Here is a 21345-nt window from a genome sequence, read left to right on the forward strand (position 1 = left end):
TGTCAGATCGCGATGTCCAGCCGCAGGAACCCCTCTGGAGTGATCGGCCCCAGGTTCACGACGCGATCGCCAAGTTCGGCGATATGCCGTCTCGCCGCCGGGCCGGTCAGGGCGGTCACATGCGTGCCGGGCATGGGCACGAATCGCCAGGGCGCGGGCGCATCCTGCAACGGGTCCGCAGGCAGACGACCGCTGACATAATCCCCGATCACGTCGCGCAGCGCTACGGACGGCACGTCGAGCATCTGGATATCGGCCAGCAACGTGAAAGGGCGGCTGCCGCTGGCGCGATAGCTGTTCATCACAACGACATAGCGGTCTTCCGCTTTGACCGGATGATCGGCGTAGGTGACGTCGACGATTCTGCGGCTGTTCTGGCGGTCGGGGTAGGCCCCGGTGCCCCTGCTGCCGGAAATCGACAGGTCGATCCGGTAGCTCAACCCGTGGAGCACATCAAAGTCATGGCCGGGAATCTTTTCGTTGATCAGGGCCTGCCCGTCCGCGCCGGGCTCGATATGATTGAACAGCCGCGCCGAGACCTCTAGCCAGTCCCGCAATTGTTTTCCGGTCATGATCGCGGCGCGCAATTCGTTTGGAAATACGTGCAAATCCGCAAGGTGACGATAGGACAGCGGTCCCGCAGGAATGTCCGTATAATGGTTCGGCCCCGCCCGCCCCCCGAACCTGGCCGGGGCCGTTGCCGAGATCAGCGGAAGGCCCTCTGCCTCGGTTCCGGCGAGATAGGGGCGCACGGCGGCGGCCTGTGCGGCCGCGACCAGCGCCAGCGCGCGGTCGGGGGCAAAGAAGGAAAAATAGCTGTGCAGGGGAACGGCGCTGTACCCTACCGGCCGCCGCATCAGATTGCGGGTGCGGATGTGATCCTCTGACAATAGCCGAACCAGGCCGGGGTCTTCGGGGACAACCGAAGCCGTCTCGCCCCTGTCGGTGCGCCGCGCGATCGGGCGCAGATCGCAGCGAAACCCTGTCCGTGTCCACCCGCGCGGATGGTCCGCAACAAGGTCCAGATCTATGATGCCAAGATGCGAACCACAATTGCCGGCCATGACGACCGGCGTACCCTGAACCGAGCCGGTCTCGGCGTCCACCTTCTCGATGTCGCAATGATCCGGACCGGGCAGGCGCAGATGGGTGTGCCCGGAGATTACCGCGTCGATCCCGTCAAGCTCGGCCAACGGGCGCGCCGCATTTTCAAGATCGGTGTGATCTGGCGCATTGCTTAGCCCCGTATGGGCCAGGGCGACGATCAGGTCACATCCCGCCGCCTGCAAAGTCGGCAACCAGTGCCGCGCGGACTCCACGATCCCGCTGGTCGTCATGTGCCCGCTCAGGTGATGCGCGTCCCACTGAACCGTTTGCGGCGGAAGAAAGGACAGTACTCCGATCCGGATCGGCCACTCGTCATCGCCGCTGCGCAGCAGTCGGTCGAGGATGGCAAAGGGTTTGAAACCGGTCGTGTGAGGCGGGTGAATGCGCCGCATATTCGAACAGAGAACCGGGCAGGGGGCCCGTTGCAGCGCATTGATCAATGGTTTCAGGCCAAAGTTGAAGTCGTGATTTCCCAGCCCGATCGCATCATAACGCAGGTAGGAAAAAGCGCGTATCAGCGGATGGACACGATCGGGTTCTTTGGCGGCGGCGTCGCTCATCGGTGTGCCCTGAAACGCATCGCCATTGTCGAACAGCAACACGAGCCGGTCATCCATTTCCGCTTCGAGCCGGGCGGCGTTGATCAGCGTCGCCGTGCGGGTCAGCCCGACAGACGGATCCGGACGGTCGGCGTAATAATCGTGACTGAAAAGGTGCATGTGAAGATCGGTCGTCGCCAGCAAGCGCAAACGCACCCTGGTGCCAGTCGGCACGGGGCGTCGACCTGTCACAATCCTGTACCCTTCCGGGCGGGGCAAGCTGTTTTCATGGGTAGTCTGGCCCGAAGTCCCGGGTACAATTCCCGGTAAGCATATGAAAGCATGTACCGGGGTGTCTTAAAACAGGTTCCTGTGATCGACTTTGTGGCAGGACGGATGCCAATTGGCATCATCCGACGCGGCTTTGCGATTGAATTCCGACGGTGTTTTCTGCGATGCAGGCCCGATACCGCGCGGCGGTGGGATGGGCAACGATTTGGAAGTGACATGAAGCTGGCAGAACAGGTGACCTTTGGCGGCTCCGGTCTGGACCGGGCGGCACATATCCGCGGCGATGACGCGGCGCTCGCGGCGGCGCTCGCGCATCGCGATGCCGTGGCGGTCGTCCTCTGGCGCGGCAAGCCGCTTGTCAGGGACGAGGGGCGGGACAGGCTTGCGCTGATTCCGCTGGATCATCCGGTCCTGCAGGCCGGATATGCGGATGCGATCCTGAAGCCGGTGTTCCTCGGGCTGGATGAAGCCGGGGCGCCGCATTTCGCATGCGATATTTCGGCGTGGGAGCCCGGGGATCAGGACCTCGCGGCGCTCGGGCTGTTTCTGGATCCCTCCGAACAGGTGCATCCCGACCTTCCCCGGGATCACGTGTTCGCGGAACTGCGTCGCCTCATGACCCGGTTTCAGCGCCGCGATGCCGAACTTGCCGCCACCGCGAAGGCGATCATCGGCTGGCATGACAGCCATCGTTTTTGTGCGAGGTGCGGCGCGCCGAGCGAGATCACGCAGGCGGGTTGGCAGCGCACCTGCCCCAGTTGCAAGGCGCATCATTTCCCGCGAACCGATCCGGTGGTGATCATGCTGATCACGCACGGCAATTCGGTGTTGATGGGGCGCTCGCCAGGATGGCCGGACGGGATGTATTCGCTGCTTGCGGGTTTCGTAGAGCCGGGCGAGACGCTTGAGGCGGCGGTTCGGCGCGAGGTGTTTGAAGAGGCCGGCATCGAGGTTGGAGACGTCAATTATCTGGCAAGTCAGCCTTGGCCGTTCCCCGCTTCGTTGATGTTCGGATGCGCGGGGCGGGCGCTCGGGCGCGAGATCCGCATCGATCCGGTCGAAATCGAGGATGCGATCTGGGTGACGCGCGACGACATGATGGCTGCATTCGCCGGAGAACACGCTGTGCTGAAACCCGCGCGGCGTGGTGCCATTGCCCATTTTCTCTTGCAGAACTGGCTTGCGGACACGCTGGATTAGGCCGACACTGTCTGAACAGGACGCATGGAAGATATATGCAGTTTTCGAGCAAGGAAGACATTGAAGCCCCGGTGGCCGACGTTTTCGCCATGCTGTGCGAATTCGAAAGTTTCGAGCGTTTGGCGATCCGCCGCGGGGTCGAAGTCGAACGGCTGCAGGACAGCAACACCCCGGTGCTCGGGATGGGATGGCGCGTGGTCTTCGACCTGCGGGGCAAGCGGCGCGACGCGACCATCACGCTCGACGCCTACGACCCGCCAAACGTGATGCGGTTTACCACGGTTTCCAGCGGCCTGGCCGGCGCTCTGGATCTCGAACTCGTCCCGCTTTCGCCACGAAGGACGCGCATGGCGGTGGTGTTGAACCTCAAGCCGCGCACGCTGCCCGGTCGCCTGCTGATCCAGTCGCTCAAGCTCGCCAAAACCACTCTGACAAAGCGGTTCAAACTGAAGGTTGCGGATTACGCCAAGAGCCTCGAAGACCGGCATCGCGGGCTTGCTTAGGCGTAAATCGGCTCAACTTTAGATATCAGCCTCTGGCCGGATGACGCCGTCGGAAGTAATGTGGCGCCACGATGCCGAGCGCCATGTTGTACAGATTCAAATTCCTTGTCGTCCTGGCGTTGCTCTGCGCGCTTGGCGGGGCCGGTTTGGCGCATCGTCTTCCCGGATCGGTTCATGACCCCGCGCTCTCGGCCTTCGTCCAGGCGGGGGGATCGCTGGCCGATCTCTGCGCCCAGGATGACGGACTGCCGCAAGATGCCGTCAACGGGTGCGAGTTCTGTCGCCTGGTCGATAGCGTTGTGCTGGACGCGTACCAGGCCCGTGTGGTTTCGGATTTGGGCGGTCAATCCGTCTTGCAGGTCCCCGACCATCAAGACCATGACAACGCCGTTCGGCTTGACCAGTCGCGACCGGTACGAGGACCTCCTGCGATCTGAGGCGCGTGATGCACCAGTTGTGAAGGAACCTTGCCAGCCCCCGAACGTGTTCAGCGTGCCGGTCGCTGTTTCGGGGTAATGCTGCGGTAACGCGTGCCTGAAACGATATTCCAAAACTCAGATCAACCAACGGCACTCCGCAGAATGCATGCCGTAACTGGAGAACCCATATGGTTTCTATCGACCCGACCGAGGCATTGCCGGCCGAAGATGCCGCGCCAAAGCCCAACAAACTCTATTTTGCCGCATGGCGCTGGCATTTCTACGCCGGTCTCTATGTGATTCCCTTTCTTGTGATCCTAGCTCTGACAGGTCTTGTCATGTTGTGGGTCAGCGTGCTTTCCGGTCGCGATGGGGAATGGATCGCGGTTGTTCCAAAGGGCGAGACGCTCGCGGTTTCGGAACTCGCCGAGCGCGCCACCGATGCCGTGTCGGACGGCACGCTGGTACAATATATCGCGCCGCGTGCGGCCGACCTGGCCGCGATCTTTCGCGTCGATGCCGGGGGGGACGCCGTGATGGTCGCGATCAATCCCTATACCGGAGAAATCCTGTCGGAGATGCCGCGCAGGGCCGGTCTGTATGATCTGGCGAGTGATATTCACGGAACCCTCCTGCTGGGCGTCACCGGAGATCGCATGATCGAGATCGCGGCCTCGCTGGCCATGGTGCTGGTTGCGACCGGGCTCTACCTGTGGTGGCCCCGTGGAACGCGGGCCTTTCGCGTGCTGGTGCCCAACCTCTCTGCGCGCGGGCGGCAATTGTGGAAAAACCTTCATTCGACGATTGGCGCATGGGTGTCGGTCATATTGGTTTTCTTCCTGATTTCCGGGCTGTCCTGGGCCGGAATCTGGGGCGAAAAATTCGTGCAGGCATGGAATACGTTTCCTGCCGAAAAGTGGGGCGCGCCGCTTTCGGATGTGACTCATGCCAGCATGAATCATGGTGCCATCAAGGAGGTGCCCTGGGCGCTTGAACAGGCGCCGATGCCGGCGTCGGGTTCGGACGCGGGGTCGCGCGGGATCGCTGCGGCTTCCCCTGTCACTCTGGACAGCGTTACGGCCTTTGCGCGCCAGATCGGGTTCGAGAACCGGTTTCAGTTGAACGTGCCACAGGGTGCCGAGGGAGTCTGGACCATTTCACGCGATTCGATGAGCAATGACAGCAACCGACCCGCCGATGACCGCACGGTGCATCTCGACCGGTATACCGGCAGGATTCTCGCCGATGTGCGCTTTGCCGATTATTCCGTATACGGCAAGGGCATGGCTGTGGGGATCGCCCTGCATGAGGGCGATCTGGGTTGGTGGAACGTGGCGCTGAACACCGTGTTCTGCCTGTCGGTGATCTTTGTCGCGATCAGCGGGGCCGTGATGTGGTGGCTGCGCCGGCCGGCCGGAGCCTTTCGTCTTGCCGCGCCGCCGATGCCGCGCGATGTACCGCTCTGGCAGGGCGCCGTTCTGGTCGGGCTGGCGATATCGCTGGCCTTCCCGCTGGCCGGGCTGACCCTGCTCGCCGTTCTGGCCGCCGATGTTCTTGTGTTGTCGCGTATTCCGGCCTTGCGCCGGGTCCTGTCGTGATATGAGCCTGCGCCGGCCATCAGGGTCGGCGCAGGCCTTCAGTTGCGCCCGGGATCGGCCGGGTAAACGCCCAGTATCTCGACATTGGTGGTGAAGTAATTCAGTTCATCCAGCGCCAGGGCCACGTTGGGATCGTCCGGGTGGCCTTCGATATCCGCGTAGAACTGTGTTGCCGTGAACGAACCGTCAACCATGTAGCTCTCCAGCTTGGTCATGTTGACGCCGTTGGTGGCAAAGCCGCCCATCGCCTTGTAGAGTGCCGCCGGTATGTTGCGCACCTGGAACACGAATGTGGTGATCATGCCCGCGGTGCCCCGGCGGGACGTGTCGGAGTCCGGCGACATGATCAGGAACCGCGTGGTGTTGGTGGAGTTGTCCTCGATATGCTCGGCCAGTGCGTCCAGCCCATAGATTTCACCGGCCAACGGACTGGCCAGCGCCGCCAGCGAGCGGTCGCCGGCCTGTGACACATGCCGCGCGGAGCCGGCCGTATCGGCCCCGGTGACGCGGTGGATGCCATGTTCCTGCAGGAAACCCTTGCATTGACCCAAGAGTACGGTGTGGCTCATGGCGTGCTTGATATCGGGCACCTTGGTGCCGGGAAGGCCGAGCAGGTTGATGTGGACGCGAACGAATGCCTCTTCGATGATGTGCAACCCGGATTTCGGCAGCAGCGAATGAATGTCCGCGACGCGACCGTATGTCGAATTTTCAACCGGCAGCATGGCAAGCTCGGCCTGCCCGGTCTTGACGGCCTCGATGCTGTCCTCGAACGTCCGGCAGGGCAGGGCCTCCATGTGTGGACGGGCGTTGCGGCAGGCCTCGTGGCTATAGGCGCCGGGCTCTCCCTGGAATGCAATTCGGTTGGTCATCGATGGTTTTCCGTGCAACATGTTCAAATCGGGCGTTTCGTCGCGGTGTCTATACCTTGCCCAAGACAAGGGAAAGGCTTAGACAACGGCGAAACGGATCAAATGGACACGCGACCAAATGGATACGATGACCTTTACCAAGGCAGCGGGCGGTTTCCTCTCTGCTTTTCTGGTTCTCCTGCTCGGCAAATGGGCTGCTGCTGGTTTGTATCACGTAGGCGGGGATGGCAAAGAAGAACCTGCCTATGTGATTGAAACCGACAGCGGCGAAACCGTGGCCGAGGCAGAAGAAGTCAGCTTTGACGAATTGATTATGGCGGCCGACGTCGACAAGGGCGCCAAGGTTTTCAAGAAATGTTCGGCTTGTCACAAGCTTGAAGATGGCGCCAATGGTACCGGACCGTTCCTTTACGGTGTGGTCGGCCGCCCGGTCGCCTCTGTCGCCGGTTTCGGGTATTCCGACGCCTTGAAGGGTGTGGGCGGCGACTGGACCCAGGAACGGCTGAGCGAATTCCTGACCAAGCCGAGCGCATTTGCATCGGGCACGACGATGAGTTTCGCGGGCCTGAATAAGCTGACCGACCGGGTGAATCTGATTGCCTATCTCGACAGCCTCGACAACTGACCTCGGGTTATCGTTCAAACGAAAAGCCGCTGCAGGCCGCAGCGGCTTTTTTTGTGGTCGCCCTGTTTGCATGGTGGCATCCTCGTCGCTCTGTTACAGGGCAATTTCCGGTTTCTCACATTTTCGCAACTTGTATGTTGGCCCCTCGCTCCATTAGCGTACATCGGCAAGCGACAAGGCACTCCAAGGTGCCGTCTGACAGAGGAAGAGCAAGATGAACCACGACCCTGCCGCGCCGGCCACCCGCATCCTTTTACTGCAACGTCAGGTCGGGATCGTGGGATTGGCGCTCGTGATGGTGCTGGGTTTTGCAACGCTTGCTCTTGCAGAGGAAAAGATCATCAAGAGCCACGGGTTCACGGAATTCGGCGATCTGAAATATCCCGAGGGGTTCGCGCATTTCGATTATGTCAATCCGGATGCGCCCAAGGGGGGCGAGATTTCGATGGCCGCCGTGGGCACGTTCGACAGCATGAATCCCTATTCGCGCACCGGGCGTTCCGGGGCGCTTGCCTCGGAGCAGTTCGAGAGCCTGATGGTACGGTCATATGACGAACCGGGTTCGTTTTACGGATTGCTTGCCGAAAGTCTGGAATATCCCGAAAGCCAGGACTGGGTGATATTCAACCTGCGGCCCGAGGCGCGGTTTTCCGATGGCACGCCGGTGACGGCGCAGGATGTCGCCTTCTCCCACGAGATATTGCTGGAACAGGGGCTTCAATCCTATCGGGACGCCGTGCGCAAGCGCATCCCGCGCGTCGAGGTTCTGAGCGATCACCGGGTCAAGTTCTATTTCACGCCGGGTATCTCGCGGCGTTCGCTGATCACGCAGGTGGCGAATACCTCCGTGTTTTCGAAAGCCTGGTTCGAGGCGGATCCGGACAACCGGCGCATCGACCGGCCACGGCTGGATCCGGGCATCGGTTCGGGACCCTATGTTCTGGATGTCGTCGATGTGAACCAGCGCATCACCTATCGACGTAATCCCGATTACTGGGGCGCCGAGGTCAATGTTAACGTTGGGCGCCACAATTACGATCGCATTCGCATCGAGTATTTCGGCGATTCCGTTGCCGCGCTCGAGGGGTTCAAGGCCGGAGTTTACACGGTGCGGCCAGAGAACAGCTCCAAGAACTGGGGCACTGCCTATGATTTTGCAGCGGTCAATGATGGCGATGTTGTCAAGGTGACGCTGCCGGATGGCAATCTGGCGGCACCGGCGGGTTTCGTCATGAACCTGTTGCGTCCGGTGTTCCAGGACATCCGGGTGCGCGAAGCCGTGCAACTGGCATTCAATTTCGAATGGACCAATGACAGTCTGCAATATGGCCTGTTCAGGCAGAGACATGCCTTTTGGCAGGATACCGACCTGGAAGCCCAGGGTGCACCCGAAGGACGCGAGAAAGAGGTTCTGGAGGCCCTTGGCGAGTTGATCGACCCGGCGGTTCTGGACAGCGATCCGGTCATGGCGCACACCTCAAGCGTCGATCGTCCGACGGATCGCAGAAACCTGCGCCGGGCGATGAAGCTGCTGGATGCCGCCGGTTGGGCGGTCGGCGACGACGGCGTGCGCCGCAACGCGCGGGGCGAGATTCTGGCCATCGAATTTCTGATCGACAGTCCGACCACCGCCCGCGTCGTCGAGCCCTTTATTGCCAATCTCAAGAACATGGGCATCGCGGCGTCGCTGAACCGGGTGGATTATGCACAATATTCCAGCCGCAGGCGCGACAAGGATTTTGACATGATCTTTGCCTCGTATCCGCTGGATCTGGAACCCTCGACCGAGTTGATGCAGTTTTTCGGCTCGGAAGCACATGAGTATTCGGTGTTCAACCCGGCGGGGCTTGCGGACCCGGCGATCGATGCGGTGATCGACAATATTATCGATGCGACCACCAAGGATGAACTCTATGCGAATACCCGCGCCCTTGACCGGCTGTTGCGGGCCAAGCGGTTCATGATCCCGGTGTGGTATCTCGATGTGAACTGGATCGCCTATTGGGACATGTACGCGCATCCGCAGACCCTGCCGCCCTACAGCATTGGCCTGCTTGATCTTTGGTGGATCGATGCCGACAAATCCGCGGCGCTGAAAGCCCGGGGCGCTCTGCGGTAGATCATGGGAGCCTATATCGCAAGACGACTGCTGTTGGTCATTCCGACGCTTCTGGGCATTCTGCTGATCAATTTCGCGCTGGTGCAGTTCGTCCCCGGCGGGCCGGTGGAACAGATTATCGCCCAGATGGAAGGCGGCGGGGATGTGTTCGAAGGCATCGCCGGCGGCGGGGCCGATGTCGAGATCGAGACAACCGGGGCCAATGACCGATACGTGGGGGCGCGGGGCCTGCCGCCGGAATTCATCGAGGAACTCGAACGGCAATACGGGCTCGACAAGCCGCCGCTGGAACGGTTTTTCAAGATGCTGTGGGATTATGCCCGGTTCGATTTCGGCGAAAGCTATTTCCGCTCGACCGGGGTGATCGACCTGATCCTCGAAAAGATGCCGGTTTCGATCACGCTTGGGCTTTGGTCGACGCTGATCGCGTATGCGATCTCGATTCCGCTGGGCATTCGCAAGGCGGTGCGCGACGGGTCGAGCTTTGATACCTGGACCAGCGGGATCATCATCATGGCCTATGCGATCCCCGGTTTCCTGTTTGCGATCCTGCTCTTGGTGCTGTTCGCGGGTGGATCGTACTGGCAGGTGTTCCCGTTGCGCGGGTTGACGTCGGACAACTGGGACCAACTCAGCCTGCTGGGCAAGATTGCCGACTATTTCTGGCATATCACGCTGCCGGTCGTGGCCTCGACCATTTCGGCTTTTGCGACGCTGACGCTGCTGACCAAGAACAGCTTTCTGGACGAAATCAAGAAACACTATGTCATGACAGCCCGTGCCAAGGGTCTGAGCGAGCGTAGGGTGCTGTATGGCCATGTGTTCCGCAACGCCATGCTGATCGTGATCGCGGGGTTCCCGGCAGTGTTCATCGGGGTGTTTTTTGGCGGCTCTGTCATCATCGAGACGATCTTCTCGCTGGATGGGCTGGGCCGGCTCGGATACGAGGCCGCAGTGGCACGGGACTATCCGGTGGTGTTCGGCACGCTTTACATGTTCGGCCTGATCGGGCTGCTGACGGGCATATTGTCGGACCTGATGTATGTTCTGGTCGATCCACGCATCGATTTCGAACGGCGGGAGGGATAAGTGGCTCTGTCACCGCTCAACCAGCGCCGCTGGCGCAATTTCCGTCGCAATGGCCGGGCCTTCTGGTCGCTGATCATTTTCAGCATCCTGTTCGGCCTGTCGCTGTTTGCCGAGTTCATCGCGAATGACAAACCGATCCTCGTGAGCTATCGCGGCGACTATTATGCCCCGATCTTCAAATTCTATCCGGAAACCGCATTTGGCGGGGATTTCCAGACAGAGGCGATATATCGCGATCCCGAGGTCGAATGCCTGATCCGTTCGGGCGGGTCGGACCTGTGTTTCGATGATCCAGAAGCGATCATGCAAGAGGCAAAGACCGGCATGATCGATGGTGAGCCGATTGAAACGGGTTGGACGCTTTGGCCGCCGATCCGCTATTCGTTCAACACCACCGTGGACCGCCCCGGCGCGGCGCCCCTGCCGCCGAATGGCGAGAACCTGCTGGGCACGGACGACACCAAGCGCGACGTGCTGGCGCGGGTCATCTATGGCTTCCGCCTGTCGATCCTGTTCACCCTGATTGTGACCACAGTGTCCAGCCTCATCGGCATCGCTGCGGGCGCGGTGCAGGGGTATGTCGGGGGCTGGCTCGACCTGATCTTCCAGCGGGTGATCGAGGTATGGTCGGGTACGCCGCAACTCTACGTCATCATCATCATGTTCGCGATCCTTGGCCGCAGTTTCTGGCTGCTGGTGTTTCTGATGATCGCCTTTGGCTGGATGGCCCTTGTCGGGGTGGTCCGGGCCGAGTTCCTGCGCGCCCGCAATCTCGAATATGTACGCGCAGCCAAGGCACTGGGGGTCGGCAATCTGACGATCATGTTCCGTCACATGCTGCCCAACGCGATGGTGGCAACACTGACCATGCTGCCCTTCATCGTGACCGGAACCATCTCGGCGCTGGCCTCTCTCGACTTTCTGGGCTTCGGTCTGCCCTCGTCCGCGCCGTCGCTGGGCGAGTTGACCTTGCAGGCCAAGCAGAACCTGCAAGCGCCGTGGCTGGCGTTCACGGCGTTCTTTACCTTCGCCATCATGCTGTCGTTGCTGGTGTTCATATTCGAGGGCGTGCGCGACGCGTTTGATCCGAGAAAGACGTTTTCATGAGCCTTCTGACCGTCGAAAACCTTCGGGTGTCCTTTTCGCAGGATGGCCAGCTCAGCCCAGCCGTGCGCGGTGTTTCCTTTTCGCTGGACAGGGGCGAGACCGTGGCGCTTGTGGGCGAGTCCGGATCGGGCAAGTCGGTGACCGCGCTGTCCACCGTGTCACTGCTGGGTGACAGCGCACGTGTCGAAGGCAGCGTGACCTACGATGGCCAGCAGATGATCGGCGCGCCGGAACGCCTGCTGCGCAAGGTGCGGGGGAATGACATCAGCTTTATCTTTCAGGAGCCGATGACCTCGCTCAACCCGCTGCACACGATCGAACGGCAATTGTCCGAATCCCTTGCCCTGCATCAGGGCCTGGAAGGCCAGGCCGCGCGCGAGCGTATCATCGACCTGTTGAACAAGGTCGGTATCCGCGATCCGGAGACCCGGCTGGAGGCCTATCCGCATCAACTCTCGGGCGGGCAGCGTCAGCGCGTGATGATCGCCATGGCGCTGGCGAACAAGCCCGACATCCTGATCGCGGACGAGCCGACAACCGCGCTGGATGTGACGATCCAGGCCCAGATTCTGGAATTGCTCGCGGATCTCAAGACGCAGGAAAACATGGGCCTGTTGTTCATTACCCATGACCTTGGCATCGTGCGACGGGTGGCTGACCGGGTCTGCGTGATGAAGGGCGGCGAGATCGTCGAGGCCGGGCCGACCGCCGAGATTTTCGAGAACCCACAGCATCCCTATACGCAAAAGTTGCTGGCGGCCGAGCCGTCGGGGCACCCCGCGCCGGTGCCTGCGGATGCCGAGCAGGTTGTCAGCACCGATCACCTCAAGGTCTGGTTCCCGATCCAGAAAGGGTTCCTGAAAAAGACCGTTGGCCATGTCAAGGCAGTCAATGATGCGACCCTGACCGTGCGTGCGGGCGAAACCGTCGGCATCGTTGGCGAATCCGGGTCAGGCAAAACCACGTTGGCGCTGGCCATGATGCGGCTGATCGCTTCGCAGGGGGCGATCACCTTTCGTGCGCAGGACGTTCGCAAATGGTCAACGCGGGAATTGCGGCGTCTGCGGGCGGAAATGCAGATCGTCTTTCAGGACCCGTTCGGTTCGCTTTCGCCGCGCATGACCTGCCAGCAGATCATTTCCGAGGGTTTGAACGTTCACAAGGTCGATCCGACGCGGGACAAGCGCGAACTGGTTGCCGAGGCGATGCGCGAAACCGGGCTCGACCCAGACACGATGGACCGCTATCCGCATGAATTCTCGGGCGGTCAGCGCCAGCGCATCGCGATTGCGCGGGCGATGGTGCTGCGGCCACGGCTGCTGGTGCTGGATGAACCGACCTCGGCGCTGGATATGACGGTTCAGGTGCAGATCGTCGATCTGCTGCGTGACCTGCAACAGAAATACGGGTTGGCTTACCTGTTCATTTCGCACGATCTCAAGGTGGTGCGGGCGATGAGCCACAAGGTTCTGGTGATGAAACAGGGCGACGTGGTCGAGCAGGGGGCGACCGAAGATCTGTTCAACCGCCCCCGCACCGAATATACCCGTGCGCTGATTGCAGCAGCGGGCTGACGGTCCTTCAGATTGCCGAACTGTGCCCGGCCTTGCTCAGGTCGTAGGCGTCAAAGCTGCGGGCGATCATCCGGGTGAGTGATCGCGCGTCCTGCGGAATAAACAACGCGTTGCCTGCCACGATCAGAATTCCGGGAAACTCCCGCTGTGCCTTGTCATACATCTCATCCAGGTCGGCTTGCGCGGCACCAAAGGCGCGGATGATTTCGTCGCCATCAATGCGGAAATCGCACATCAGGCTTTCGATCATGCGGGCGCGCATGGCGTCCTGGCCGGTGAACTGATGCCCGCGCGAGGTCGAGAAGGCGCCGTCGCGGATCTTGCCGCTATGAGCGGATGTCGCCGGGGCGTTCTGGGCGAAGCCCTGTGGAAAACGCGAAATCGAAGACGCACCGACACCGATGAGCACATTCGATGTGTCGTCGGTATATCCCTGGAAGTTGCGGCGCAGCCGACCAAGCTGTTGCGCGCGTGTCAGGCCGTCTTGCTTGGTGGCAAAGTGATCGATCCCGATCTCGTGGTAGTGATCCCACAGGAACAGATTGCGCGCGGTTTCGAACAGCGCCAGGCGTTCCTGCGGCGTCGGCAGGGCCTTGGACGGGATCAGCTGCTGGCGCTTGGCCATCCAGGGGACGTGCGCATAGCCGTAGAGCGCGACCCGGTCGGGCGTCAGCGACAGCAGTTTCTGAACGCTTTCGGTCATCCGCGCCTGAGTCTGGTGCGGCAGGCCGAAGAGGATATCGGCATTCAGGCTGCTGATGCCCCGGTCGCGTATCATCTCTACCGCTTCGCGCGTGACGTCATAGCCCTGAATGCGTCCGATGGTCTGTTGAATGGTGTCGTCGAAATCCTGCACCCCGATCGAGGCCCGGTTCATCCCCGCCGCCACCAGCGCGTCCAGCCTTGCCGCGTCAAGCTCGTTGGGGTCGATCTCGACCGAAAATTCGGCGTCCGGTGCAAACGGGGCCACGTCTGAAATCGCCCCCGCAAGGTCGGCGATCATCGATGCAGTCAGCAATGTTGGTGTGCCACCCCCCCAATGCAGGCGCGACAGTGTGACGCCACGCGGCAGGTGCCGTTTCAACAGCCGGAGTTCGGATTTGAGCGTTTCGAGATAGGCGAACACCGGAGACATATTCTGGGTGCCCTGTGTTCGGCAGGCGCAGAACCAGCAGAGGCGCCGACAGAAGGGCACATGCACATAGAGGGATATCGCGCTGCCCTCAGGGATTTGCGAGATCCACGTTGCGAATTTATCCGGACCCACGTCATTGCTGAACTGGGGCGCTGTCGGGTAGCTGGTATAGCGGGGCACCTTGGCGTCAAAGAGTCCCAACTCGGCCAATTGTGATTTCGGTATCATAAGTATACGCTAAATCGCGTTTAAGCTCCTGATCCTTGACACAGATCAACTGGGTGAAAAGTACACATCGCGAGACTGACATGAACGTGCCAAGACACAAGATCGCCCCGCAATGCGCAGAATGCCCAATTCGTCACAAGGCCGTCTGTGCCCGATGCGATGCGGATGAGCTCGAACAGCTGGACCGTATCAAATACTATCGCAGCTTCGAGGCCGGTCAGACGATCATCTGGTCCGGGGACAAGATGGATTTTGTCGGTTCGGTCGTGTCCGGTGTCGCGACCCTGACCCAGACGATGGAGGATGGCCGCACGCAGATGGTCGGCCTGTTGTTGCCGTCGGATTTCGTCGGTCGCCCCGGACGTGACGGTGCGCCTTATGACGTGCTGGCAACCACCGATATCGTGATGTGCTGTTTCCGCAAACTCCCGTTTGAAAAGATGATGAACGAAACACCGCATATCGCCCATCGTCTGCTTGAGATGACGCTGGACGAACTTGACGCGGCACGCGAGTGGATGCTGGTTCTCGGGCGCAAGACGGCGCGCGAGAAGATCGCCAGCCTGTTGTGCATTATCGGGCGCCGTGACGCATCGCTGACTCCGGGCGGGCAGGGTGACACGATGGAATTCGACCTGCCCCTGACGCGCGAGGCGATGGCGGATTACCTGGGTCTGACGCTGGAAACCGTGAGCCGGCAAATGTCGGCTTTGCGCAAGGACGGTGTCATCGAACTCAGGGGCAAACGCCACGTCATCGTACCCGATCCCGGCCGGTTGATGGATGTCGCTGGTGACGACAGCGACGGCGGTCTTTACGGGTGATCCGCACCCATTGAGCGCAGCCAGCCCGCGACGCGTCCCGCCGGGCTCTTGGCGGAGGCTGGGCGCAAACTCCACATTCTGAGCGATGAGCTTAGCGGCACGGGCATGTCAAACGGCGCGACCAGCTTGCCGCTTGCGAGATGGGATGAAACGAGCGCCGTGTGCCCCATCAGGATGCCCGCGCCGTTGATCGTTTCCTCGACCGCGAGGGAATAAAGCGAAAACAGCGGTCCGCGTGGTGTAAAACCGGCGTCGGGCAGGGCAGCACGGATCCATGTGCGCCAGTCGTCGGGCCAGCCGGTGTCGGTCAGGCAGGGCATCTCGGCCATATCGCCCGGATGCCTCATGCGATCCGCGAGAGCAGGGGCGCAGACGGGCAGCAACGCATCCTGTGCGACGGTTTCGCCACCGGTTTCGGAGTGGAACAGGCAAAGGTCATAGGGCACACGCTTGAGATTTGGCGGATGCTCCAGCGCGGTGATCGAAATCTGGATTTCCGGCGCGGCGGCGCGCAGGGCGGGCAGCCGTGGCGACAACCAGAACTGGGCAATTGCCGGCAGCGCGGAAATATGCACGACGCCGGGCGCGGCATCGGTGCGCAGCCTTTGAACCGCCTCGCCAAGCCCGTCGAACGCCTCGGCAAAATGGGGCAACGCCCGTTGCCCGAGCGGTGTAAGGCGCACGCCGCGCGCCGAGCGCTCGAACAGGGCGGCACCCAGCTCGGACTCGATCGTCTTGATATGCGCCGAAATCGCGCCGGAGCTGACATGCAATTCTTCGGCTGCGGCGGCAAAGCCGCCAAGCCGGGCTGCTGCCTCGAAGGCGCGCAGCGCGGTCAGGGGCAGAGATTTGGGGCGCGGCGGCGCAACTGTCATAAGGTTAGCCTTATTTTTTCTAACCCTAATTTCCATGAATAATCGTTTGCGCGCAAGCGGTCCCGATGATTTGACGGTCACAAGAGATCATAGGAGTTGCACATGACCAACCTTGCCCACCGGTCCTGGGTTCCGGCCCATTGCGAAACCCGTGTCCAGCAGATTGCACAAAGCCTCTCGGAGCAGACCGCCTGCGAGGTTGCGGCGCGTGTCGACGCGCTGGTTCGGCGGAACCGGGAAATCCACGATGTCGAATGCTTCAACCTGAACCCGGCGACGAACGTGATGAACCCGCGCGCCGAAGCCATCCTCGCCGCTGGTCTCGGTAGTCGTCCGTCGCTTGGGTATCCGGGGGACAAATACGAAATGGGCCTTGAGGCGATTGAAGAGATCGAAGTCATCGCGGCAGAGCTGGCCGCGCGGGTATTCGATGCCGCCTATGCCGAGATCAGGGTCGCTTCGGGAGCGCAGTCGAACCTTTATGCGTTCATGGCGCTGACGTCGCCGGGCGATACGATCATTGCCCCGCCAGCGGCGGTGGGCGGGCACGTCACCCATCACGCCGATGGATGCGCCGGGTTGTATGGGCTGACCACCCATCCGGCACCGGTGGACGCGGATGGATATACAGTCGATCTGGATGCGCTGCGCGATCTGGCCCTGCGGGTGCGCCCGCAACTGATCACCATCGGCGGCAGCCTCAACCTGTTGCCGCATCCGGTGCGCGAGATACGCGCCATCGCGGATGAGGTCGGCGCCAGGGTTCTGTTCGATGCGGCGCATCAATGCGGGATCATTGCGGGTGGGATCTGGGCCAATCCGATCAAGGAAGGCGCACATCTGATGACGATGAGCACCTACAAGAGTCTCGGCGGGCCGGCCGGTGGGCTGATCGTGACAGATGATGCCGAGATCGCCGAGCGGCTCGACAAGATCGCCTTTCCGGGCATGACCGCCAATTTCGACGCTGCGAAATCGGCCGCGCTGGCATTGACCATGTTGGACTGGATCGATTTCGGGTCTGACTATGCGCGCGCAATGCTGGACCTGGCCGCGGCACTGGCAGGTGAATTGGCGGCGCTGGGCCTGCCCGTCTTCGAAACAGGCAAGGGTGCGACAGGCTCACATCAATTCGCGCTGGAGGCCGCGCGGTTCGGTGGCGGACAGGCCGCATCGAAAACCCTGCGCCGCGCCGGGTTCCTCGCCTGTGGGATCGGGTTGCCGATTGCCGGAGTCGAGGGCGACATGAACGGCCTGCGGATCGGCACGCCGGAACTGGTGCGGCGTGGCGTAAAACCGGCTGATGCCGGACGGCTGGCGCAGTTGATCGCGGATGGCTTGCTTGGTGACGATCCTGCGACCGTGGCGCCGCGCACCCGCGAGATGCGCGGTGAATTCCAGGGTATGCACTTTGTCCATGCCTGATCGCGCCAAGGGTTGCGGGCGGGGACGCTTGGTGCGAACCTGCCGGCAATCAACCGGGTAAGGGGTGACAGATGGAATTTGGCAGTGTTCTCGCGATGATCCTCATCGGGGCAATCGCCGGCTGGATTGCCGGAAAGCTGATGAAGGGGCGCGGTTTCGGCGTCATCGGCAATATTATCGTCGGTGTCGTCGGCGCGTTCGTGGCCGGAATGATCTTTCCGGCGCTTGGTTTCTCGGTCGGGGGCGGGGTGATCGCCTCGGTCTTTCATGCCACGATCGGCGCGGTCATCCTCCTGTTTCTGATCGGGCTGATCCGCAAGGCGTGAATGTCGCGACTGCCCTGACAGCGTATCAGAGCACGGCCCGGCGTATTTTGCGCGAAAGCTGAAGCATCTGATGCCAGATGCTTCAGGTTAATCGCGAAACCCTTTAATGCGCCATGAACACCGGTAACTTGGCCTGCTCAAGCATGTTGCGTGTGGCGCCGCCCAGGATCGCTTCCCGGAAACGGGAATGGCCATAGGCTCCCATCACCACCATGTCGGCGTTGGTGTCGACCGCATGTCGGTTCAGCGCGTCGGACACGCGGTTCAGCGTCTTGCTGAGCACGTCGATTTCGCATGTGACCCCGTGCCGGGCCAGCATCTGCGCCAGCAGGCCGCCCGGGTCCGAGCGCTCCGGTCCGTGGCTCGGCGGGTCGATCACCACGATCCGGACGAGCTCGGCACCGCGCAGGAAGGGCAGCGCGCGGCGGATCGCACGCATCGCCTCGACGCTCTGGTTCCACGCCACAAGGATGTTCCGAGGAGCAGAAACCGGTTCGCCCTGATCGGGTACGACAAGTACCGGTGCGTGCCCTTCGAACATCGCGGCCTCGATGATCGGCTCGGCCTCTGTGCCGTGGGAGTCTCCGTAGGGTTGCGGCAGCACGACCAGATCCGAGAAGCGCGCCCGGTGTGCGACATGACGACCCAGGTCAGCCAGCTGTGCGACCCCGTCATCGGCTGACCAGCGTATTCCGGATTTGCCGAGAACGTCGCTGGCATGGGCCAGGATTTCCGCCCCCTCGGCATTCGCGCGGGTCAAAGTTTCCTGCAGGATCATGGCAGTAGCGCCCGCATAGTAATATCCGGTCTGGGTTCGATCGACGCCGAGACATAACGCGTCGGCATGGGCATCCTGTGCGTTGGCCAGTGCGATGATCTGTCTGAGCACAGGATCGGCGTCCTCAAGGTTTGTCAGAACGGTGAGCAGGGATTTGAAAGCCATCTGAACCTCGCGGAATATGATGTGACCGGCTGCAATCGTGACCGGGATAGTGTAGCCTGGAAGCTGCCACAGAACACCGGCGGTTGTATTGATACAGATCAATGCGGTTATGTCCGCCATTCTGCATCAAGCGGCCAGCCTAACCCATGTCCGCCCGGCAAGCGAATCGAGCGGGCAAGACCAAAGGGACGAAACATGTCGAATTACATCAAGCTTGTCGTGCTTGGTCTGATCACGTTGATATCGATGATCGCGATCAACTACGCGCGAGATACGGCTTACATGGTTCACGGCGTCATCGTGATGTTCGTGGCCGGTGGGCTGTTCCTGTACACTGTGCGCCGCACCGATGAACCCGAACCCCCCGTTGCGCCGCAGACAGAGTATTTCGACTCGGTCGTGCGTGCCGGCGTCATTGCCACGGCACTTTGGGGCGTTGTCGGATTCCTCGTGGGGGTCGTCATCGCGTTTCAGCTGGCTTTTCCGCAACTGAACCTTGATTGGGCACAAGGCTTTACCAATTTCGGCCGGTTGCGCCCGCTGCACACGTCGGCGGTGATCTTTGCCTTTGGCGGCAACGCGTTGATCGCGACGTCCTTTTACGTCGTCCAGCGGACCTGCGCGGCGCGTCTGTGGGGCGGTAATCTGGCGTGGTTCGTGTTCTGGGGCTATCAGCTGTTCATTATTCTGGCGGCCACCGGCTATCTGCTGGGTTCGACCCAGTCCAAGGAATATGCCGAACCGGAATGGCATGTCGACCTGTGGCTGACCGTGGTCTGGCTGGCCTATCTGGCGGTATTCCTCGGAACGCTCGTCAAACGCAAAGAGCCGCATATCTACGTGGCCAACTGGTTCTACCTTTCCTTCATCGTGACCGTCGCGATGCTGCACGTGATCAACAACCTGTCGATTCCGGTGTCGATCTGGGGGTCCAAGTCGGTGCAGGTTTTCTCGGGTGTGCAGGACGCCATGACACAATGGTGGTATGGCCACAACGCGGTGGGCTTTTTCCTGACGGCGGGGTTCCTCGGGATGATGTACTATTTCATCCCGAAACAGGCCGAACGCCCGGTTTATTCCTACAAGCTCTCGATCATCCACTTCTGGGCGCTGATCTTCCTCTATATCTGGGCCGGCCCGCACCACCTGCATTACACGGCGTTGCCAGACTGGGCGACGACACTGGGCATGGTGTTCTCGATCGTTCTCTGGATGCCGTCCTGGGGTGGCATGATCAACGGACTGATGACGCTGTCCGGCGCGTGGGACAAGCTGCGCACCGATCCGGTGATCCGGATGATGGTGATCTCGGTCGGGTTCTACGGCATGTCCACCTTCGAAGGGCCGATGATGTCGATCCGCGCGGTAAACGCCCTGTCGCATTACACCGACTGGACCATCGGGCACGTGCATTCCGGTGCGCTTGGCTGGAACGGCATGATCACCTTTGGTGCGCTCTATTACCTCGTGCCCGTCCTGTGGAAGCGCGAACGCCTCTATTCGCTGTCCCTGGTCAGCTGGCATTTCTGGCTCGCGACAACCGGCATCGTGCTCTACGCAGCGGCCATGTGGGTGACCGGCATCATGGAGGGCCTGATGTGGCGCGAAGTGGACGCCAACGGCTTCCTCGTGAACTCGTTCGCCGACACCGTCGCAGCCAAGTTCCCGATGTATGTGGTGCGCGGTCTGGGTGGGGTCATGTACCTCGCCGGTGCTGTGATCATGTGTTACAATCTTTGGATGACTGTGCGGTCCGCTCCGGCCAAGGAAGCCGTCGGCACCACAGCCATTCCGGCCGAATAAGGAGGCCAGGATCATGGCAATTCTCGACAAGCACAAAATCCTGGAAACCAATGCGACGCTGTTGCTGATCTTCAGCTTTCTCGTCGTGACCATCGGTGGACTCGTCCAGATCGTTCCGCTGTTCTATCTCGAAAACACGATCGAGGAAGTGGAAGGCATGCGGCCCTATTCGCCGCTCGAACTGACCGGCCGTGACATCTATATCCGCGAAGGCTGCTATGTCTGTCACAGCCAGATGATCCGCGCGATGCGTGATGAGGTCGAGCGGTACGGACATTACAGCCTTGCCGCCGAGTCGATGTATGACCATCCGTTCCAGTGGGGCTCCAAGCGCACGGGACCGGACCTGGCGCGGGTCGGCGGGCGCTATTCCGACGAATGGCATGTGGACCACCTGCGCGATCCGCAATCGGTGGTGCCCGAGTCGGTGATGCCGAAATACGGTTTCCTTGAACGCAAACTGATCGAGCCGGACAATATCGATGATCTGGTCAAGACACATCGCATGGTAGGTGTACCCTATACCGACGAGATGCTTGAAAACGCGGCGGCGGATTTCCGGGCGCAGGCGGACCCGGAGAGCGATTATGATGCCATGCTCGAACGGTATCCGGGCGCGCAGGTGCGCAATTTCGATGGCCAGCCGGGTATTTCCGAAGCGGACGCGCTGATCGCCTATCTGCAGATGCTGGGTACGCTGGTCGATTTCTCGACCTTCACACCCGACGCGAACCGATAGGAGA

The 21345-nt window shown here is 61.2% G+C and carries 19 protein-coding genes; 14 read left to right on the plus strand and 5 right to left on the minus strand.

Annotated elements, in window-relative coordinates:
- Nucleotides 1-2: 2 nt before the first annotated feature.
- The gene (locus AB9K34_RS12405; RefSeq protein WP_369954744.1) at nt 3-1898 is read right to left on the minus strand and encodes a bifunctional 2',3'-cyclic-nucleotide 2'-phosphodiesterase/3'-nucleotidase; all 1896 of its coding nucleotides are present in this window, start codon (nt 1896-1898) and stop codon (nt 3-5) included.
- A gap of 255 nt (nt 1899-2153) precedes the next feature.
- On the opposite strand from AB9K34_RS12405, the gene nudC reads away from it, so the two are divergent.
- From nudC to AB9K34_RS12425, 4 genes are all read left to right on the plus strand, one after another.
- A complete protein-coding gene (gene nudC, locus AB9K34_RS12410; RefSeq protein WP_369954745.1) occupies nt 2154-3137 on the plus strand; it encodes an NAD(+) diphosphatase in 984 nt (327 codons plus the stop codon).
- Between the two features lie 35 nt (nt 3138-3172).
- Nucleotides 3173-3640, plus strand: coding sequence for an SRPBCC family protein (locus AB9K34_RS12415; RefSeq protein WP_369954746.1), 468 nt, complete (start codon nt 3173-3175; stop codon nt 3638-3640).
- Nucleotides 3641-3723: 83 nt separating this feature from the next.
- On the plus strand, nt 3724-4077 hold the full coding sequence (locus tag AB9K34_RS12420) for a hypothetical protein (RefSeq protein WP_369954747.1): 354 nt from the start codon (nt 3724-3726) through the stop codon (nt 4075-4077).
- Between the two features lie 170 nt (nt 4078-4247).
- On the plus strand, nt 4248-5657 hold the full coding sequence (locus tag AB9K34_RS12425; RefSeq protein WP_369954748.1) for a PepSY-associated TM helix domain-containing protein: 1410 nt from the start codon (nt 4248-4250) through the stop codon (nt 5655-5657).
- 38 nt (nt 5658-5695) lie between these two features.
- On the opposite strand, the gene AB9K34_RS12430 is transcribed toward AB9K34_RS12425, so the two are convergent.
- A complete protein-coding gene (locus AB9K34_RS12430) occupies nt 5696-6529 on the minus strand; it encodes a prephenate dehydratase (RefSeq protein WP_369954749.1) in 834 nt (277 codons plus the stop codon).
- A 118-nt stretch (nt 6530-6647) separates the two neighbouring features.
- Here AB9K34_RS12430 and AB9K34_RS12435 point away from each other — a divergent pair, with 118 nt between their 5' ends.
- The 5 genes from AB9K34_RS12435 (at nt 6648) to AB9K34_RS12455 (ending at nt 13043) form a co-directional block, all read left to right on the plus strand.
- Complete coding sequence (locus AB9K34_RS12435) at nt 6648-7154, plus strand: cytochrome c family protein (RefSeq protein WP_369954751.1); 507 nt, start codon at nt 6648-6650, stop codon at nt 7152-7154.
- Between the two features lie 214 nt (nt 7155-7368).
- Nucleotides 7369-9273 (plus strand): extracellular solute-binding protein, encoded by a 1905-nt coding sequence (locus AB9K34_RS12440; protein WP_369954752.1) that lies wholly within the window; start codon nt 7369-7371, stop codon nt 9271-9273.
- A gap of 3 nt (nt 9274-9276) precedes the next feature.
- A complete protein-coding gene (locus AB9K34_RS12445; RefSeq protein WP_369954753.1) occupies nt 9277-10362 on the plus strand; it encodes a microcin C ABC transporter permease YejB in 1086 nt (361 codons plus the stop codon).
- Nucleotides 10363-11469, plus strand: a complete 1107-nt coding sequence (locus tag AB9K34_RS12450) for an ABC transporter permease (protein ID WP_369954754.1) — start codon at nt 10363-10365, stop codon at nt 11467-11469.
- The gene (locus AB9K34_RS12455; protein WP_369954755.1) at nt 11466-13043 is read left to right on the plus strand and encodes an ABC transporter ATP-binding protein; all 1578 of its coding nucleotides are present in this window, start codon (nt 11466-11468) and stop codon (nt 13041-13043) included. Before AB9K34_RS12450 ends, AB9K34_RS12455 begins: the two co-directional genes overlap by 4 nt.
- Nucleotides 13044-13050: 7 nt before the next feature.
- On the opposite strand, the gene hemN is transcribed toward AB9K34_RS12455, so the two are convergent.
- On the minus strand, nt 13051-14406 hold the full coding sequence (gene hemN, locus AB9K34_RS12460) for an oxygen-independent coproporphyrinogen III oxidase (protein ID WP_369954756.1): 1356 nt from the start codon (nt 14404-14406) through the stop codon (nt 13051-13053).
- Nucleotides 14407-14486: 80 nt separating this feature from the next.
- Here hemN and fnrL point away from each other — a divergent pair, with 80 nt between their 5' ends.
- The gene (fnrL, locus tag AB9K34_RS12465) at nt 14487-15230 is read left to right on the plus strand and encodes a transcriptional regulator FnrL (RefSeq protein WP_369954757.1); all 744 of its coding nucleotides are present in this window, start codon (nt 14487-14489) and stop codon (nt 15228-15230) included.
- On the opposite strand, the gene AB9K34_RS12470 is transcribed toward fnrL, so the two are convergent.
- A complete protein-coding gene (locus tag AB9K34_RS12470) occupies nt 15221-16105 on the minus strand; it encodes a LysR family transcriptional regulator (RefSeq protein ID WP_369954758.1) in 885 nt (294 codons plus the stop codon). The two genes, fnrL and AB9K34_RS12470, sit on opposite strands and share 10 nt — an antisense overlap.
- Nucleotides 16106-16207: 102 nt before the next feature.
- On the opposite strand from AB9K34_RS12470, the gene glyA reads away from it, so the two are divergent.
- Nucleotides 16208-17530: a serine hydroxymethyltransferase gene (gene glyA, locus AB9K34_RS12475; protein WP_369954759.1), complete on the plus strand. Its 1323-nt coding sequence runs from the start codon at nt 16208-16210 to the stop codon at nt 17528-17530.
- 71 nt (nt 17531-17601) lie between these two features.
- Nucleotides 17602-17856 (plus strand): GlsB/YeaQ/YmgE family stress response membrane protein, encoded by a 255-nt coding sequence (locus AB9K34_RS12480; RefSeq protein ID WP_369954760.1) that lies wholly within the window; start codon nt 17602-17604, stop codon nt 17854-17856.
- 103 nt (nt 17857-17959) lie between these two features.
- On the opposite strand, the gene AB9K34_RS12485 is transcribed toward AB9K34_RS12480, so the two are convergent.
- Nucleotides 17960-18799 (minus strand): universal stress protein, encoded by an 840-nt coding sequence (locus AB9K34_RS12485; protein ID WP_369954778.1) that lies wholly within the window; start codon nt 18797-18799, stop codon nt 17960-17962.
- A gap of 195 nt (nt 18800-18994) precedes the next feature.
- Between AB9K34_RS12485 and ccoN the strand changes: the two genes are divergently transcribed.
- Both ccoN and ccoO read left to right on the plus strand, forming a co-directional pair.
- Nucleotides 18995-20602 (plus strand): cytochrome-c oxidase, cbb3-type subunit I, encoded by a 1608-nt coding sequence (gene ccoN, locus AB9K34_RS12490; protein ID WP_369954761.1) that lies wholly within the window; start codon nt 18995-18997, stop codon nt 20600-20602.
- A gap of 13 nt (nt 20603-20615) precedes the next feature.
- Nucleotides 20616-21341 (plus strand): cytochrome-c oxidase, cbb3-type subunit II, encoded by a 726-nt coding sequence (gene ccoO, locus AB9K34_RS12495; RefSeq protein WP_369954762.1) that lies wholly within the window; start codon nt 20616-20618, stop codon nt 21339-21341.
- The last annotated feature ends 4 nt before the right edge of the window (nt 21342-21345 follow it).

The sequence above is a fragment of the Sedimentitalea sp. XS_ASV28 genome (genome assembly GCF_041224545.1).
In the GTDB taxonomy this organism is placed as follows: domain Bacteria; phylum Pseudomonadota; class Alphaproteobacteria; order Rhodobacterales; family Rhodobacteraceae; genus Sedimentitalea.

What these genes read in the sequence shown, in the direction of transcription:
- nudC (WP_369954745.1), top strand. Translation starts at nt 2,154, where the DNA reads ATGAAGCTGGCAGAACAGGTGACCTTTGGCGGCTCCGGTCTGGACCGG.
- AB9K34_RS12415 (WP_369954746.1), top strand. Translation starts at nt 3,173, where the DNA reads ATGCAGTTTTCGAGCAAGGAAGACATTGAAGCCCCGGTGGCCGACGTT.
- AB9K34_RS12420 (WP_369954747.1), top strand. Translation starts at nt 3,724, where the DNA reads ATGTTGTACAGATTCAAATTCCTTGTCGTCCTGGCGTTGCTCTGCGCG.
- AB9K34_RS12425 (WP_369954748.1), top strand. Translation starts at nt 4,248, where the DNA reads ATGGTTTCTATCGACCCGACCGAGGCATTGCCGGCCGAAGATGCCGCG.
- AB9K34_RS12430 (WP_369954749.1), bottom strand. Translation starts at nt 6,529, where the DNA reads ATGACCAACCGAATTGCATTCCAGGGAGAGCCCGGCGCCTATAGCCAC.
- AB9K34_RS12435 (WP_369954751.1), top strand. Translation starts at nt 6,648, where the DNA reads ATGGATACGATGACCTTTACCAAGGCAGCGGGCGGTTTCCTCTCTGCT.
- AB9K34_RS12440 (WP_369954752.1), top strand. Translation starts at nt 7,369, where the DNA reads ATGAACCACGACCCTGCCGCGCCGGCCACCCGCATCCTTTTACTGCAA.
- AB9K34_RS12445 (WP_369954753.1), top strand. Translation starts at nt 9,277, where the DNA reads ATGGGAGCCTATATCGCAAGACGACTGCTGTTGGTCATTCCGACGCTT.
- AB9K34_RS12455 (WP_369954755.1), top strand. Translation starts at nt 11,466, where the DNA reads ATGAGCCTTCTGACCGTCGAAAACCTTCGGGTGTCCTTTTCGCAGGAT.
- hemN (WP_369954756.1), bottom strand. Translation starts at nt 14,406, where the DNA reads ATGATACCGAAATCACAATTGGCCGAGTTGGGACTCTTTGACGCCAAG.
- fnrL (WP_369954757.1), top strand. Translation starts at nt 14,487, where the DNA reads ATGAACGTGCCAAGACACAAGATCGCCCCGCAATGCGCAGAATGCCCA.
- AB9K34_RS12470 (WP_369954758.1), bottom strand. Translation starts at nt 16,105, where the DNA reads ATGACAGTTGCGCCGCCGCGCCCCAAATCTCTGCCCCTGACCGCGCTG.
- glyA (WP_369954759.1), top strand. Translation starts at nt 16,208, where the DNA reads ATGACCAACCTTGCCCACCGGTCCTGGGTTCCGGCCCATTGCGAAACC.
- AB9K34_RS12480 (WP_369954760.1), top strand. Translation starts at nt 17,602, where the DNA reads ATGGAATTTGGCAGTGTTCTCGCGATGATCCTCATCGGGGCAATCGCC.
- AB9K34_RS12485 (WP_369954778.1), bottom strand. Translation starts at nt 18,799, where the DNA reads ATGGCTTTCAAATCCCTGCTCACCGTTCTGACAAACCTTGAGGACGCC.
- ccoN (WP_369954761.1), top strand. Translation starts at nt 18,995, where the DNA reads ATGTCGAATTACATCAAGCTTGTCGTGCTTGGTCTGATCACGTTGATA.
- ccoO (WP_369954762.1), top strand. Translation starts at nt 20,616, where the DNA reads ATGGCAATTCTCGACAAGCACAAAATCCTGGAAACCAATGCGACGCTG.